Consider the following 15519-nt stretch of genomic DNA (forward strand, 5'->3'; position numbering starts at 1 on the left):
TCACCTGATCGGTTCGTGCACGGTGACGAGCTTGGTGCCATCGGGGAAGGTCGCCTCCACCTGCACGTCGTGGATCATCTCGGCAATACCTTCCATCACCTGGTCGCGGCCGATCACGTGGGCGCCGGCCTCCATCAGTTCGGCGACCGGACGCCCGTCACGGGCGCCTTCGACGACGAAATCGCTGATCAGAGCGATCGCTTCGGGATAGTTGAGCTTGACGCCGCGCTCCAGCCGCCGCCGCGCCACCATCGCCGCCATCGATATCAGCAGCTTGTCTTTTTCTCTCGGAGTGAGGTTCATTACGCACCCATCTGCTTCGCGCTTAAATTCATAGATTCCAGACTTTCGGCACAGGCGCACCGTTGCGCAAGGTGGAAATGACCGGGATCAGGATTTTTCTGAGCGAGAAGCCGTCGGCTGCCGCAAGGCGCACGACGAGCTTGTCGTTCCAGGCGCTGGCACCGCCCATCGGCCCTTCGACGAGTGGCCGAACCTTGCCGAGATAGGCTTCCGCCAGCGGACCGGCATAAAGCAACGTCGCAAAGGCAACCTGTCCGCCGAGCACGGCCTGACGCGCCGCCAGCGCCGAAATACCTTCGGAAAGCCTCAGTTCCTCGGCATGGATCAGCCGGCCCGAGCGGCGGATGCGCCATCGGTCGCGAAACAGTCCCGTCCCCACCGCCTCACCCATCGCCTTGCGACCGAGCAGCACGGCCTCGACGGCCAGAAATTCGGCGTTTTCGTCAAGATCGACATCTAGCCGGCGGAAAAGCGCCGCCCGGTCGAAGAGGATCGTTTCCTGCGGCAGCCAGTCGACACGAGCCCCTGCCCCCACCTCGATGCGGGTCGTCACTTCAGCGATGCCGGCCGATGCCTTGTAAATCTTCTCGCAGGCCTGGGTGGTGACGTCGATCTTCGTGCCGGCGCCGGCTACGACGCTCCAGTCCATCCGGTCGCCGCCCGTCAGCCCGCCTGCAGTGTTGATGATGACGGCTTCCATCGAGGCATCGAACGTGTCGGGCAGCCGGATCTTCGCCGCGCCCTCCTGATAGAGTTCACGGATACGCGTGCGCCCATCGAGCAGCCTTGCCGCCAGATGCCCGCGTCCTTCCGCTCTTTGCGGTCTCGTACTGGCCGCCGCAATCGTCATATCGTTCCTTTCGGTCGCGCGATCGGCTTTCCATTCGACCGCGCCGATCACGGAAACCAAGCAATTCCCATGCCGTCCCGGAGACATCGGCGACGCGCTCGGGAGATCGACGAAGCGCCGCACACACCCTGCCGCAAAATACGGCAGCTGCCCGTCAAACGGTCAGGTGGCGGCGGGCCTCCGGCGTATCCAGCGTCTCGGCAAGCCCTTCATGCACGATCTCGCCACGATCCATGATGTAGACGTAATCGGCAAGCTCGCGGCAGAAATCCAGATACTGCTCGACGAGCAGGATCGCCATGCCGGTGGAATCACGGAGATAACGGATCGCCCGACCGATATCCTTGATGATCGACGGCTGAATGCCTTCGGTCGGCTCGTCGAGCACAAGAATTCTCGGCCGGGTCACCATGGCGCGGCCGATCGCCAGCTGTTGCTGCTGCCCGCCTGAAAGATCGCCGCCGCGCCGTGACAGCATCGATTTCAGCACCGGGAAGAGACTGAAGATATCGTCAGGAATGTTGCGGTCGCGACGGCCAAGCGGAGCAAAGCCGGTTTCGAGATTTTCTTTCACAGTGAGCAGCGGGAAGATTTCACGCCCCTGCGGCACATAACCGATGCCCTGCTTGGCGCGGGCAAAGGGCGGCAGTCCGTTCAGCTTGGTATCGTTGAAGGTGACGGTGCCGGCCGACAGCGAATGCTGGCCGGTGACGGCGCGCAGTAGCGAGCTCTTGCCGACGCCGTTACGGCCAAGTACGCAGGTAATCTTGCCCATCTCAGCCTTGATGGAGATGCCGCGCAGCGCCTGCGCTGCGCCATAGTGCAGATTTGCGTTTTCGACTGTCAGCATGATGTCGCCTCCTGGCGCGTTGCGGATGCAAAAACCCCTCCTCGACCCCTCCCCACAAGAATGAGGGGCTGATTCAGAGCTGCCGCTTTGCTTCCCATCCAACCGCGGGAAAACCGATAATTATGGCGGTAAGCGAGCCGCTCGGTTAAGCCCCTCCCCCTTGTGAGGAGGGGTTGGGGAGGGGTCGAACCCGAAGCGATAACAAAGAGTTCAATCATCCCCTCACCGCCCGAGATAGTTCTCGATCACTTTCGGATCGGAGCTGACGAAATCGATCGAGCCTTCCGCCAGCACAGAGCCTTCCGCGAGGCACGTCACCTTGACTCCGAGGTCGCGGATGAAGCCCATGTCGTGTTCGACGACGACGACCGACCGGGTCTTGGCGATATCCTTGAGCAGGATCGCCGTTTCCGCCGTCTCTGCATCCGTCATGCCGGCGACCGGTTCGTCCACGAGCAGCAGCTTCGGCTCCTGAGCCAGGAGCATGCCGATCTCCAGCCACTGCTTCTGCCCGTGCGAGAGGTTGGCCGCCAGTTCGTCGCGCCGGTGTGTCAGCCGCACCGTTTCGAGGATCTCTTCGATGCGCGCCCTGTCTTCGCTCAAAAGGCGGTAGAACAGCGTCGAAAAGACCGAGCGACGGCGGTTCAGCGCCAGTTCCAGATTGTCCCAGACCGTATGACTTTCGAAGACTGTCGGCTTCTGGAACTTGCGACCGATGCCGAGCTGGGCAATGTCGGCCTCATCCTTCTTGGTGAGATCGATCGTGCCGTTGAAGAACACCTCGCCTTCGTCGGGCCTGGTCTTGCCGGTGATGATGTCCATCATCGTCGTCTTGCCAGCGCCGTTCGGGCCGATGATGGCGCGAAGCTCGCCCGGCTCGATGACGATCGAGAGCGAATTCAGCGCCTTGAAGCCGTCGAATGAAACGGAGACGCCGCTGAGATAGAGAACGCTGGTGGGTTTGACGTCGGGGATCATGGGCTTCACTCCGCTGCCTGGATTTTCGGCTCGATGCCGTCTTCCCGCGCCGGCGGCGGCGCACGTTCGGACACGATCTTCCGCTTGCCGAGATAGTGCGAAATCGTGCCGACGACGCCCTTCGGCAGGAACAGCGTCACGGCGACGAAGAGACCGCCGAGAGCAAACAACCAGAACTCCGGGAACAGGCCAGTGAAGATCGTCTTGCCGCCATTGACGAGGATCGCGCCGATGATCGGCCCGATCAGCGTTCCCCGCCCGCCGACCGCCGTCCAGATGACAACCTCGATGGAGTTTGCCGGCGCGAATTCGCCGGGATTGATGATGCCGACCTGCGGCACGTAGAGCGCGCCGGCAATGCCCGCCATCATCGCCGAGACGACGAAGGTGAAGAGCTTGAAATGCTCGACGCGATAGCCGAGGAAGCGCGTGCGACTTTCAGCATCGCGCACACCGACGAGCACCTTGCCGAACTTCGAGCGCACGATTGCAGACGCGATCGTCAGCGACAGCGCCAGGAAGATAGCGGTCGCGGCAAAGAGGCTGGCGCGCGTGCCATCCGCCTGGATGTTGAAACCGAGGATGTCCTTGAAATCGGTCATGCCGTTATTGCCGCCGAACCCCATGTCGTTGCGGAAGAAGGCAAGCAGCAGAGCATAGGTCATCGCCTGGGTGATGATCGAGAGATAGACGCCGTTGACTCTGCTGCGGAAGGCGAACCACCCGAAGACGAAGGCGAGCAGGCCGGGCACGAGGAGCACCATCAGCGCCGCGAACCAGAACTGATCGAAGCCGTACCAGAACCAGGGCAGCTCCTTCCAGTTCAGGAACACCATGAAGTCGGGCAGGATGGGATCGCCGTAGACGCCGCGTGAGCCGATCTGCCGCATCAGATACATGCCCATCGCATAACCGCCGAGCGCGAAGAAGGCGCCGTGGCCGAGCGAGAGAATGCCGCAGAAACCCCAGACGAGATCGAGCGCCAGCGCCAGCAGCGCATAGGTCAGGTACTTGCCGAACAGCGCCATGATGTAGGTCGGGACGTGCAGCGGGTGGGTCGGGCCGGTCGCAAGGTTCAGCACCGGCACCAGAATGGCGACCGCCAGCAGCAGCGCGACGGCGATTGAGATCCTGCGATCGAGAGACCGGAGAAGGAAGGACGTTATCATGCTTCCACCGCCCTTCCTTTGAGTGCGAAGAGCCCGCGCGGACGCTTCTGGATGAAGAGAATGATGAGGACGAGCACCAGGATCTTGCCGAGCACGGCGCCGGCGAAAGGCTCGAGGAACTTGTTGACGACGCCGAGCGACAGCGCCCCCACCAGCGTGCCCCAGAGATTGCCGACACCGCCGAAGACGACGACCATGAAGCTGTCGATGATGTAGTTCTGGCCGAGGTTCGGCGATACATTGTCGATCTGCGAGAGCGCCACACCCGCCATGCCGGCGATGCCGGAGCCGAGCGCGAAGGTGAAGGCATCGACCCAGCCCGTGCGGATGCCCATCGACGACGCCATGCGCCGATTCTGCGTCACTGCCCGCATCTGCAGGCCAAAGGCCGAGCGCTTGAGCAGCATCAAGAGCGTCAGGAACACGACCATCGCAAAGACGATGATCCAGAGCCGGTTCCAGGTGATGACGAGCCCGCCGAAATCGAAAGCGCCGGACATCCAGCTCGGATTGCGGACCTCACGGTTGGTCGGGCCGAAATAGCTGCGGATCGCCTGCTGCAGGATCAGCGACACGCCCCAGGTGGCGAGCAGCGTTTCCAGCGGCCGGCCGTAGAGATAGCGGATCACCGAACGTTCGATGACGAGACCGACCAGGCCGGTGAAGAGGAAAGCGGCCGGCACTGCGAAGGCCAACGAATAATCGGCAAGCGAGGGGAAGGCCGAGGCAATCGTTTCCTGCACGACATAGGTCGTATAGGCGCCGATCATCACCATTTCGCCATGCGCCATGTTGATGACGCCCATGACGCCGAAGGTGATGGCGAGGCCGATGGCGGCCAACAACAGCACCGAACCGAGCGACAGCCCGTACCAGACGTTCTGGACAACGTCCCAGAGCGCCAGGTCGCGGTTGATCGAATTGATCTCCGTCTGGATCGCAGGCTTCAGATCGTCGGGCGCGCTCGCCATCGCCGTCGTCAGGATCGTCAGCGCATCGCGGCCGCCGCGCGCTGCAATCGTATCGATCGCGGCCTTCTTCTCCTCGATGCCGGCATCGCTCTTCAACATCATCACGGCGCGCGCCGCTTCCATGGTGTTCTTGATCTCGCCGTCCTTCTCGGCTGAAAGAGCCGAATTCAGGAGCTCGAGATTGGCGGGATCGGCGTCTTTAAGCATGCCCTCAGCTGCCGCGAGCCGCGCGGAACGATCCGGGCTCAGAAGCGTCAGCTGGCTCATCATTGTCGTGATCGTGATGCGCAGCGCATTGTTGATCTTGACCTTCGACATCATGTCGGGATCGACATCCGCGGCCGCCTCGCCGGTGATCGGGTCGGAATAGGTAGGCTCGTCCTCCGTCCCGCCCTGCACGAGAACTGGGCCACCTTCCGAATTGACGTAGAGCTGGCCGTCGCTCAGCTGCTGCAGGATCTGGCTGACATGCGGATCCCCCGACGCAACGAGCGCACGAATGGCCGCGTCCCGCTCGGGAAAACCACCCGTGCCGAGCGCGTCGATAAGGGCGTGCACGTCATCCTGAGCGCGAAGGCCGGTCGCCAATCCGGAAAGCGTCAGCCCTGGGAGCACCAGGCAGAGTGTCAGAAGGAAAATCTTGATGGCGCGAAACATCGCTCTCTCGCCTCGATTGTCGTCGGCCTTGCGGCGCAGCGGTAAGGACGGAGCTTCCGCCCGGATCAAGTCCGGACGGAAGTCTTCAGGCTTTCAACGGTTGGGATATACTCAGGAGCCCTTGCCGCCGCACTTGCCGGTGGCAACGTTGAAGTTGCCGCAGTTCATCGGCTTGCGCCAATCGGAGATCAGATCCTTGGAGTCCGGCAGGAAATCGGACCATTCGTCGCCAACCACCTCAGGGGTCTGCTGGACGATTTCGAACTGGCCGTTAGCCTGGATTTCACCGATCAGCACCGGCTTGGTGATGTGGTGGTTCGGCATGACGGTTGCAGTGCCGCCGGAGAGGTTCGGAACGGAAACACCGATGATGTGGTCGAGAACCGCATCCGTATCAGTCGTGCCGGCGGCCTCGACGGCCTTAACCCAGGCGTTGAAGCCGATATAGGCGGCTTCCATCGGGTCGTTGGTCACGCGCTTGTCGTTCTTGGTGTAGGCGTGCCATTCCTTGATGAACTTCTTGTTGATCGGCGTATCGACCGATTCAAAGTAGTTCCAGGCGGCGAGATGGCCGACGAGCGGCTTGGTGTCGAGACCGGCAAGCTCTTCTTCGCCGACCGAGAAGGCGACGACGGGAATATCGGTTGCCTTGACGCCCTGGTTGCCGAGTTCCTTGTAGAAGGGAACGTTCGCGTCGCCGTTGATGGTAGAGACGACGGCGGTCTTCTTGCCGGCGGCGCCGAATTCCTTGATCTTGGCGACCTCCGTCTGCCAGTCGGAGAAGCCGAACGGCGTGTAGTTGACCAGAATGTCTTCCTTCGGAATGCCCTTGGATTCGAGATAGGCTGCCAGGATCTTGTTGGTCGTCCGCGGATAGACGTAGTCGGTGCCTTCCAGCACGAAACGCTTCACGCCCTCGGTCTTCATCAGGTAGTCGACAGCCGGGATCGCCTGCTGGTTCGGGGCGGCACCCGTGTAGAAGATGTTGCGCGAGGATTCTTCACCCTCGTACTGAACCGGATAGAAGAGCAGCGAATTCAGCTCTTCGAAAACCGGCAGCACGGATTTGCGCGAGGACGATGTCCAGCAGCCGAAAACGGCGGCGACCTTGTCCTTTTCGATCAGCTCGCGCGCCTTTTCGGCAAAGAGCGGCCAGTCGGAAGCCGGATCGACGACGACGGCCTCGAGCTTCTTGCCGAGAAGACCGCCCTTCTTGTTCTGCTCGTCGATGAGCATCAGCATGGCGTCTTTCAGCGTGGTTTCGGAAATCGCCATTGTGCCCGATAGCGAATGCAGCACGCCGACCTTGATCGTGTCGTCGGCGGCGTCAGCACCGTGGAAGGCGGCAGATGCCGCCATGACGGCGCCGAGTGCAGCGCCCGTAAAGATGGATTTGAGATTCATTTGGTTGATCCCCTCTCTTGTTCCGCAACAGGCCGGAAACGGAAATTAACTGTTGCCGAGGGGGACTATCGGGTGCTGCAGCGCAAAAACACATACGCAAAATGACGTAGGCGCAGGGGGCAAACGAGCAGGCAAGGACAAGACAGGGCATCCCGCGGAGAGGATGCCCTGTCAGTTCGTTATTATTCACCGATCGTCAAGGTGACGGACGTCGGGCCATAGGAAAGGGTCGCCCTGTGGCCGGAGATGGTGAACTTGTCGAATATGCCGGTGATAGCTGCCGCCTTCAGGATCTCGATCTTCGTTCCGGGCGCCGGGGCGTAGCCCGAGGCAAGCGTGACGTCGAGGTTACCGGCAAGCACCGCCTTGCCTGCGACGACAAGCGTGCCTGCGCCGTCAGGGCCGAGCGTCGGCTTCGCCGCGGCATTGAAAAGCTGCTGATAATCCCCGCCTACAGTCAGGGGCTTATCGGCCGCCAGGACGAGAGAACCGCCATTCACCGACAATCCGCCGGTACCGAAGGCCGCGGGCGAACCTGCCACCAGCACGCCTTCTTCGAGCACCGTGCCACCGGCATAGTTGTTGGCGCCGGAAAGGCCGAGAATGCCGTTGCCGCGCTTCACCAGCTTGCCCTTGCCGCCGATGTCGTTGCGCCAGGTGTCGATCGCGTTGAAACCGCCCTTTGCAGCGTCCATCGTCACGGTCACATCCTGTTCGAAGGCACCATAACCGTCGGCGGCGGCAAACAGGTTGAGACGGCCGTAGCCTTCCGCATCGTCAAGCAGCGGATAGCCCGAGGCGATCTCCGTGGTCTTCAGGACGTCGCGGCGCTGCTCGCCGTCGAGATAGGGCAGACGCGTTTCGAGAAGCGCTTCTGCGCCCTGCGGCACGCGGGCCGGCTGGTCGGTCGCATGAATGGTGGGCAGGCCGTAGCTCAGGCGCTGCAGCACGTAAGCGCGATTGGCGTCGTGATCGGCGAAACGGTCCGCGGCGAGCGGCGCTGCATGGGCGGCGACTTCGAGCGCGCCCGCATCCGCAACGCCTGATTTGGCAACGAGCCAGGACTGCGCCTGCGCGTAAGCATCGCTCTTCAGCGCTGAATTGTCGGCCTTGTTCAAGTTATAGACGACGGTAGCAGTGCCGAGCATGCGGCCGCCCATCACGTCGAGCGGCGAATGCATGCCGGCGAGGATGCGGTCTTCGCCCATTTCGCTGGCCCGCGTGATCATTTCCTGGAAGCGCTGCGGCACGAGATAGGCCATGGCGAGCGCATCTCGCCAGGCTTCCGCCGTATGTCCGCTCGGAAAGCCGCCGTCCTCGACCGGCTTGCCGCTCTTGGCGGGCTCAAGCGTCGGGACGACCGAGACGTCCTGGCTCCAGCGATAGGGACGGGCATATTTGAAATAGCGCTTGGCGGGCTCCGTCGAGCCGTCACCGCTCGCGGCATTGATGAAGTCGATGGCAAGGCCCATGTCCGGGTTGGCATCGGTCTTGTTTTCCGTGTCCGGCTTGCTGCCGGCGCCGCGATTGTTACCCTTGTCGTCGTATTTGACCGTCGTCGCATCGGCCGCGACTTCGGTGATCGTCGTGGTCTGCTTGGAGCCCGCCTTCCAGGCCGCCGTCAGCGGGCCAAGGCCGTCGACGATGCTGGCATTCTTGCCGCGCCGGTCGTCGAGATAGGCGGCGACCGCCTGCTCGGCCGTCCGCGCCTTCGTCGCCTTGACGACATAGGCGATATTGGCATCATGGACTGGCTTGTTGACGATCTGGCCGTCGGTCTTGCTGGAGGGAATGCCGTCCCAATCGGTCTTGGCAACTGCAGGGCAATTGTCCTTGGCCGGGGCTTCTACACCAGCGTCGACGAAAGGCGTGCGCGGCGTCCAGACTTCGAGAAAGCCGGAGAGAAGATGGACGGCGGCATTGGTGTCCACCGTGGAAAAACAGGCGTCGCCACGCTTGTTGGTGTTTCCGGCCTCCGCATAAGGCGCTTTCGCCGCTGTTACCTGTTCGGCGGCGGCAAGAGACGGCACAATCGAAAGAAGACAGACGAGAGCGGTGCTCAGGCGGCAAAGGCTTAAAACAGACATGGGTGCATCCGAAATGGTTGAACGAACGGCGGGAGAGTTAGAGTGCTTATGTGACAGACCCGTTTCAAAAATATTGCCGTTCTGTGAATCTCCCGGTCCTCCGCCTCTTGCCTTTCCCGCCCATCCCGCCAAAAGTGCCCGGGAGACGACAAGCTAACCAGAGCGCCGGAAAGAGGGCATGACAGCGCGTCAACGCATCATTCCGGTGAGACGCGAATATAATCGCTGGGTCGCCAACCAGACGCTCGAAGATTACGCGCTGCGCTTTACCGCAAAAAGCGCGCGCCACTTCTCTTCCCAGCGCATCTCGCAGACGGCGATCGGCGCGATCTCCTTCCTGGCGCTGGAGGCGATCGGCGGTGCCATCACCCTCTCCTACGGCACCACCAACGCCTTCTATGCGATCATCGTCGCCTCGGTCGCCATGCTGGCGATCGGCTTGCCGATCAGCCGATACGCCATTCGCCACGGCGTCGACATCGATCTTCTGACGCGCGGCGCGGGCTTCGGCTACATCGGCTCGACCATTACTTCGCTGATCTATGCAAGCTTCACCTTCATGCTGTTTGCGATCGAGGCCTCGATCATGTCCGGCGCGCTAGAGCTTACCCTCGGCATTCCGCTCTGGATCGGCTACATCATAAGCGCCGTCATGGTGATCCCGCTCGTCACCCACGGCGTGCGGCTGATCAGCAAGTTCCAGCTGATGACCCAGCCTTTCTGGATCGTGCTGAATATCCTGCCCTTCATCTTCATCGCCCTGACGGACTGGGGAAAATTCGATCTCTGGCGCGCCTTCGCCGGCATTCGCCACGCCTCCGGCCCGCCGGGCACGGTCGCAGGTTTCGATCTAGTCGAGTTCGGTGCCGCCTCCGCCGTCATCCTCGCCTTGATGTCGCAGATCGGCGAGCAGGCAGACTTCCTGCGCTTCCTGCCGCCCGATCCGCAGCGCAAGTGGCGCCACCGCCTCGCCGTCTTCCTCGCCGGTCCGGGCTGGGTCATCATCGGCGCGCCGAAGCTGCTTGCCGGTTCGTTTCTCGTCGTGCTGACCTTCACTTCGGGCGTGCCTCTCGATCGCGCCGCCGATCCGGCGCAGATGTATCTGACCGCCTTCGGTTATATGGTCCCCTGGCACAATGCCGCGCTGCTGCTGATGGCCGCCTTCGTCGTCGTCTCGCAGCTCAAGATCAACGTGATGAATGCCTATGCCGGCTCACTCGCTTGGTCAAACTTCTTCTCCCGGCTGACCCATAGCCATCCCGGCCGCGTCATCTGGTTGGTCTTCAATGTCGCGATCGCCCTGCTGTTGATGGAGCTCGGCATCTACCGGCTGCTGGAGGAAACACTCGGCATCTTCTCGATCATCGCCATGGCCTGGCTCTGCACGATCTCCGCCGATCTTTTCATCAACAAGCCGCTCGGTCTTGCCCCTCCCGGCATCGAGTTCAAGCGTGCCCATCTCTACGATATCAATCCGGTCGGCCTCGGCGCCATGACGCTTTCGGCGACGCTATCGCTGATCGCCCATTTCGGCGCCTTCGGCGAGATCGCGGCCTCGCTCGCTCCCTACATCACCCTCGTCATCGCGCTGGTTGCCTCACCCGCCATTGCCTGGACGACGAAGGGAAAATTCTACCTCGCCCGCAAGCCGCGCCAGAGCTGGAAGAAGCTGACGAGCATCACCTGCTCGGTCTGCGAACATGCCTTCGAGCCAGAAGACATGGCCTGGTGCCCGGCCTATTCAGCGCCGATCTGCTCGCTCTGCTGCTCGCTCGACAGCCGTTGTCACGACATGTGCAAGCCGGCCGCCCGTTTCAACGCCCAGGTCGGCACGGTCGCCAAGACGCTGCTGTCGGAGAGCATTGTCGGCAAGCTGACGACGCGCCTTGGCCGCTACTGCATTGCCGTCGCGCTGGCGCTGACCGCCATCGGCGCGATCCTGGCGATGATCGCCCATCAGGTCTCCTCCGCCTCTCCCGAGACCGCCGAGGTGGTCAACCGCACCATCCTCATCGTCTTCTTCGTCTTCTCGGTGATCTCGGGCGTCGTCTGCTGGTTCTATGTGCTCGCCCATGACAGCAGGGTCGTCGCCGAGGAGGAATCTTCGCGCCAGAACACGCTGCTGCTCAAGGAAATCGCCGCCCACAAAAAGACTGACGCGGCCCTGCAGAACGCCAAGGAGACGGCCGAGGCCGCCAACCGCGCCAAGAGCCGCTATGTCGTCGGCCTCAGCCATGAGCTGCGCACGCCTTTGAATGCCGTGCTCGGCTATGCTCAGATCCTCGAACGCGACGAGACGATCCCGGCCCCGCGCCAATCCTCGATCAAGGTCATCCGCCGCAGCGCCGAACATCTTTCCGGGCTGATCGATGGCCTGCTCGATATTTCCAAGATCGAGGCCGGTCGCCTGCAGGTCTATTCCAACGAGATCAACATCCAGGATTTCCTCGACCAGATCGTCGAGATGTTCCGGCCGCAGGCGCAGGCAAAGGGGCTGACTTTCACCCATGACCGTTCGCCGGCCTTGCCGCAATTCGTCCGCACGGACGAGAAGCGCCTGCGCCAGATCCTCGTCAACCTGCTCTCCAATGCCATCAAATTCACCGACGAGGGACGCGTCACTTTCGACGTCGGCTATCGCAGCCAGGTTGCGACATTCACCGTCACCGATACCGGCCGCGGCATCACTGAGAAAGACCTGACGCGTATCTACGAACCCTTCCAGCGTGGCGAAGCCGACAGCGTGCGCCCGATGCCGGGCCTCGGCCTCGGCCTCACCATCACGCGGCTTCTCACCAACACGCTCGGCGGCGAGATCGCGGTTTCGAGCGTCAAGGACGAAGGTTCGACCTTCCGCGTGCGGCTGATGCTGTCGGCCGTCATGCGCGCCGCCGCCCCGCCGCAGGAAAAGCGTATCGTCGGTTATGACGGCCCGCGGCGCACGGTCGTTGTCGTCGACGATAACGAAGATCACCGCGAGATGATGCGCGAAATCCTGGCGCCGCTCGATTTCATCGTGCTGACGGCGGCTGGCGGCACCGAATGCCTGACGCTGATCGAAGGCATCATGCCTGACCTTTTCCTCGTCGATATCCTGATGCCCGGCATGAGCGGCTGGCAGCTCGTCTCACGCCTTCGCGAAGCGGGTCAGACCGCACCGATGCTGATGCTTTCGGCCAATATCGGCGATGCGGCGGTTCTGAGCGACAGCGACGACAGCCATAATGATGCGATCGGCAAGCCCGTCGACATCCGCCAGCTGCGCGATAAACTTGCCCTGCATCTCGGCCTGACATGGGTCTATGCCGACGCGGCGCCCATTATAGCGGAAAAGCCCCAAGCGCCGATGCTGAGCCCGGGTGCCGCCCACGTGCGGGAACTGCTGCGGCTCGGCGAGATCGGCTATATCAGGGGCATCGAAGCCAAGCTCTCCGACCTTGCCAAGGCAGAGGCAAATCGTCCATTCACAGAGGCGCTTCGCGCCTATGTCGCCGCCTTCGACCTGGCCGGCTTCATGACCTTCCTGCACGACTTCGACGAAAAGGTAGAATCCATTGGCTGAGCCGGCCCTCCCCCGCGACATCGTTCTGCTCGTCGACGACTCGGCCGAAGCGCTCGGCTTCCTGACCGATGCGCTCGAACAATCCGGTTTCTCCGTTCTGATCGCCACCTCGGGCACGGCGGCGCTTGGTATCGTCGAGCGCATCACGCCCGATCTCATCCTGCTCGACGCCGTCATGCCCGTTATGGACGGTTTCGAGACGTGCCGCAGGCTGAAGGCGAATGCAGCGGTGGCGCAGGTGCCTGTTATCTTCATGACCGGGCTGACCGAGACCGAACATGTCGTGCACGCATTGGAATCCGGTGGCGTCGATTATCTCACCAAGCCGATCAACATCGACGAGCTGCGCGCCCGCATCCGCGTCCACCTGCGCAATGCCCGCTCGGCTCAGAGCGCCCGCGTCGCGCTGGATGCCGCCGGCCGTCACCTGCTGGCGGTCAAAGGCGACGGTGCGATCCACTGGTCGACGCCGCAGGCGACGCGGCTCGTCAATGCCGCCATGGGCAGCGACGACGGCATGGAGATCGTCGTGCGCCATATTTCCGGCTGGATGCGCGATCGTATGGCAGCGGTGCGCGACGGCATTATCTCCATCGCTCATGCCGGCCAGGCGGCTTTGCAGCTTGCTTTCCTCGGCGCGATCGGGCCTGACGAATATCTCTTCCGCCTGACCGCCGCCAGCCAGCGCAGCGACGACGAGGTGCTGCGCCAGCGTTTCTCGCTCACCCAGCGCGAATCCGAAGTGCTGCTCTGGATCGCCAAGGGCAAGGCCAACCGCGATATCGGCGAGATACTGGGATTGTCGGCGCGCACCGTGAACAAGCATCTCGAACAGATCTACGTGAAACTCGGTGTCGAAAACCGTGCGTCGGCGGCCGTGAAGGCGACGCATGTGCTGCATGAGATGTGAGAGGATTTGAGAGCGGTACTGCCCGGCACGATGTCGGCGACGAGCCTTCAAACAACCCGGTCGCGCACGTCCCGCCTTGAAAAGACGCCCAGCAATTGAAATGTCCGAAAACGAAAGAAGCCCGGTCGAAACCGGGCTTCGATAATCTTGTTCCAGAAGGAACGGCTAGGCTTACATGCCCTGCGGAACGTAAGTGTACTTGCCGTCTGCGCCCTTCTTCCATTCGTACATGATGTAGCCAGGAATCTTCGGGTCGCCCTTTTCGTCGAACGAGATGTCGCCGAGAACGGTCGGGAACGGACCCTTTTCCTTCATGGCCGCGGCAACGGCTTCCGCGTCGGTCGAACCGGCAGCCTTGGCGGCACCGGCGATCGCCTGCATCGCAGCGTAGGAATAGAGCGTGTAGGCTTCCGGGTTGAAGCCGGCGGCCTTGAACTTCGCGACGAGGTCCTTGTTGGCCGGGTTCAGCGTCGGATCGGGGCCGAAGGTGTTCAGCGTACCGGCGACGGCGTCACCAGCGATCGAGGCGAGCTCGTTGGAAACGATACCGTCACCCGAAACGAGCGTTGCCTTCAGGCCCTGGTCGGCAGCCTGGCGGATGATGAGACCGGCTTCGGTGTGCAGACCGCCCCAATAGATGATCGAGACGCCGGCTTCCTTCATCTTGGCGATGAGGGCCGAGAAGTCCTTGTCGCCGACGTTGATGCCTTCGTACATGACTTCGGTGACGCCAGCGGCATTCATGGCCTTCTTGGTTTCGTCGGCAAGGCCCTGACCGTAGGGGGTCTTGTCGTGAACGACGGCGATCTTGGCGTCCTTGAAGTGATCGGCAAGATACTTGCCGGCAATGGCGCCCTGCTGGTCGTCACGGCCGCAGGTGCGGAACGTGTTCCACAGGCCGCGCTCGGTGAACTTCGGGTTGGTAGCGGCCGGAGTGATTTCGAGAATGCCGTTTTCGGCATAGACTTCAGAAGCCGGGATCGAAACGCCCGAGTTGAAGTGGCCGATGACGAACTTCACGCCGTCAGCAACGAACTTGTTGGCGACCGAAATGCCCTGCTTCGGGTCGGAAACGTCGTCGCCGAGCTCGATCTTGATCTGCTCGCCGTTGATGCCGCCGGCTGCGTTGATGTCGGCAGCTGCCTGCTCGGCACCCTTCTGAAGCTGAGCGCCGAATGCGGCGTTCGGGCCGGTCAGCGGACCGGCGACAGCGATGAGAACGTCGGCCCAAGCGTTGCCGCTGAAGGCGACCATCGCCGTCAGAGCCACTGCCGACAGAAGAGACTTCTTCATATTGTTACTCCCAATTTTTGGGCGGGTTCCGGTCCAAGACCCGGCGCACTACCCACCATTGACTGCGCCAGGAAAGCTGTTCCACTCTGAAGGCAATTCATGCCTAGTTTCAACGGACTGTCAATGTTTGTCCTTCCACGAAAACGCGGAAGTTTTTTCGTACAGCCAGTAATAGTTGTTGACCATCTGATTGGTGCGGCGAGAGCGGAAGCCGGCCGTCGAGAAGACCAGCAGCGTCACGAAATCGATGCCGTAGTAAAGCGCGCTGAGCATCGGCCCGTTGAACAGGGCGTGGTGCAGGAACTGCATCGCCCAGGCTAGCAGGAAGGTATAGACGACGGCCCGGGGATAATTGTTCCAGCCGTCCGCAACCGCCTTGCCTGCCCGCCAGGCCGTCCAGAAGCCGATCAACACGACGATGGCACGGATGACGACACGAGCGCCATCGTCGCTTTCGAAGAAAAGTCCCTGCATATCAAACTCTC

Annotated in this window: 11 protein-coding genes and 1 pseudogene; 2 read left to right on the top strand and 10 right to left on the bottom strand. The window is 62.0% G+C overall.

What is annotated here, in order from left to right; all coding sequences use genetic code 11:
* From NE852_RS17450 to NE852_RS17485, 8 genes and pseudogenes are all read right to left on the bottom strand, one after another.
* Positions 1-303: an urease subunit gamma gene (locus NE852_RS17450; protein ID WP_003561955.1), complete on the bottom strand. Its 303-nt coding sequence runs from the start codon at positions 301-303 to the stop codon at positions 1-3.
* A gap of 28 nt (positions 304-331) precedes the next feature.
* A complete protein-coding gene (locus NE852_RS17455) occupies positions 332-1153 on the bottom strand; it encodes an urease accessory protein UreD (protein WP_037174986.1) in 822 nt (273 codons plus the stop codon).
* A 154-nt stretch (positions 1154-1307) separates the two neighbouring features.
* The gene (gene urtE, locus NE852_RS17460; RefSeq protein WP_008534620.1) at positions 1308-2003 is read right to left on the bottom strand and encodes an urea ABC transporter ATP-binding subunit UrtE; all 696 of its coding nucleotides are present in this window, start codon (positions 2001-2003) and stop codon (positions 1308-1310) included.
* 222 nt (positions 2004-2225) lie between these two features.
* On the bottom strand, positions 2226-2981 hold the full coding sequence (urtD, locus tag NE852_RS17465; protein ID WP_008534621.1) for an urea ABC transporter ATP-binding protein UrtD: 756 nt from the start codon (positions 2979-2981) through the stop codon (positions 2226-2228).
* A gap of 77 nt (positions 2982-3058) precedes the next feature.
* Positions 3059-4150 (bottom strand): annotated as a pseudogene (gene urtC, locus NE852_RS17470) (urea ABC transporter permease subunit UrtC); the annotation flags it as partial.
* A complete protein-coding gene (gene urtB / locus NE852_RS17475) occupies positions 4147-5778 on the bottom strand; it encodes an urea ABC transporter permease subunit UrtB (RefSeq protein ID WP_258155881.1) in 1632 nt (543 codons plus the stop codon). The gene urtB and the pseudogene urtC, both read right to left, overlap by 4 nt.
* Before the next feature lie 111 nt (positions 5779-5889).
* The gene (gene urtA / locus NE852_RS17480) at positions 5890-7182 is read right to left on the bottom strand and encodes an urea ABC transporter substrate-binding protein (protein WP_008534636.1); all 1293 of its coding nucleotides are present in this window, start codon (positions 7180-7182) and stop codon (positions 5890-5892) included.
* Positions 7183-7364: 182 nt separating this feature from the next.
* A complete protein-coding gene (locus tag NE852_RS17485; protein ID WP_008534637.1) occupies positions 7365-9269 on the bottom strand; it encodes a phosphatase PAP2 family protein in 1905 nt (634 codons plus the stop codon).
* Between the two features lie 178 nt (positions 9270-9447).
* On the opposite strand from NE852_RS17485, the gene NE852_RS17490 reads away from it, so the two are divergent.
* Positions 9448-12831 (top strand): ATP-binding protein, encoded by a 3384-nt coding sequence (locus NE852_RS17490; protein ID WP_258155882.1) that lies wholly within the window; start codon positions 9448-9450, stop codon positions 12829-12831.
* Positions 12824-13741: a response regulator transcription factor gene (locus tag NE852_RS17495; RefSeq protein ID WP_008534651.1), complete on the top strand. Its 918-nt coding sequence runs from the start codon at positions 12824-12826 to the stop codon at positions 13739-13741. The genes NE852_RS17490 and NE852_RS17495 overlap by 8 nt, the downstream gene beginning before the upstream one ends.
* A 171-nt stretch (positions 13742-13912) precedes the next feature.
* Here NE852_RS17495 and NE852_RS17500 read toward each other — a convergent pair whose 3' ends face one another.
* Complete coding sequence (locus NE852_RS17500) at positions 13913-15034, bottom strand: branched-chain amino acid ABC transporter substrate-binding protein (RefSeq protein ID WP_008534653.1); 1122 nt, start codon at positions 15032-15034, stop codon at positions 13913-13915.
* A gap of 120 nt (positions 15035-15154) precedes the next feature.
* On the bottom strand, positions 15155-15508 hold the full coding sequence (locus NE852_RS17505) for a DUF6867 family protein (RefSeq protein WP_008534655.1): 354 nt from the start codon (positions 15506-15508) through the stop codon (positions 15155-15157).
* Between the last annotated feature and the right edge of the window lie 11 nt (positions 15509-15519).

It is taken from the genome of Rhizobium sp. Pop5, assembly GCF_024721175.1.
Taxonomy (GTDB): Bacteria; Pseudomonadota; Alphaproteobacteria; order Rhizobiales; family Rhizobiaceae; genus Rhizobium.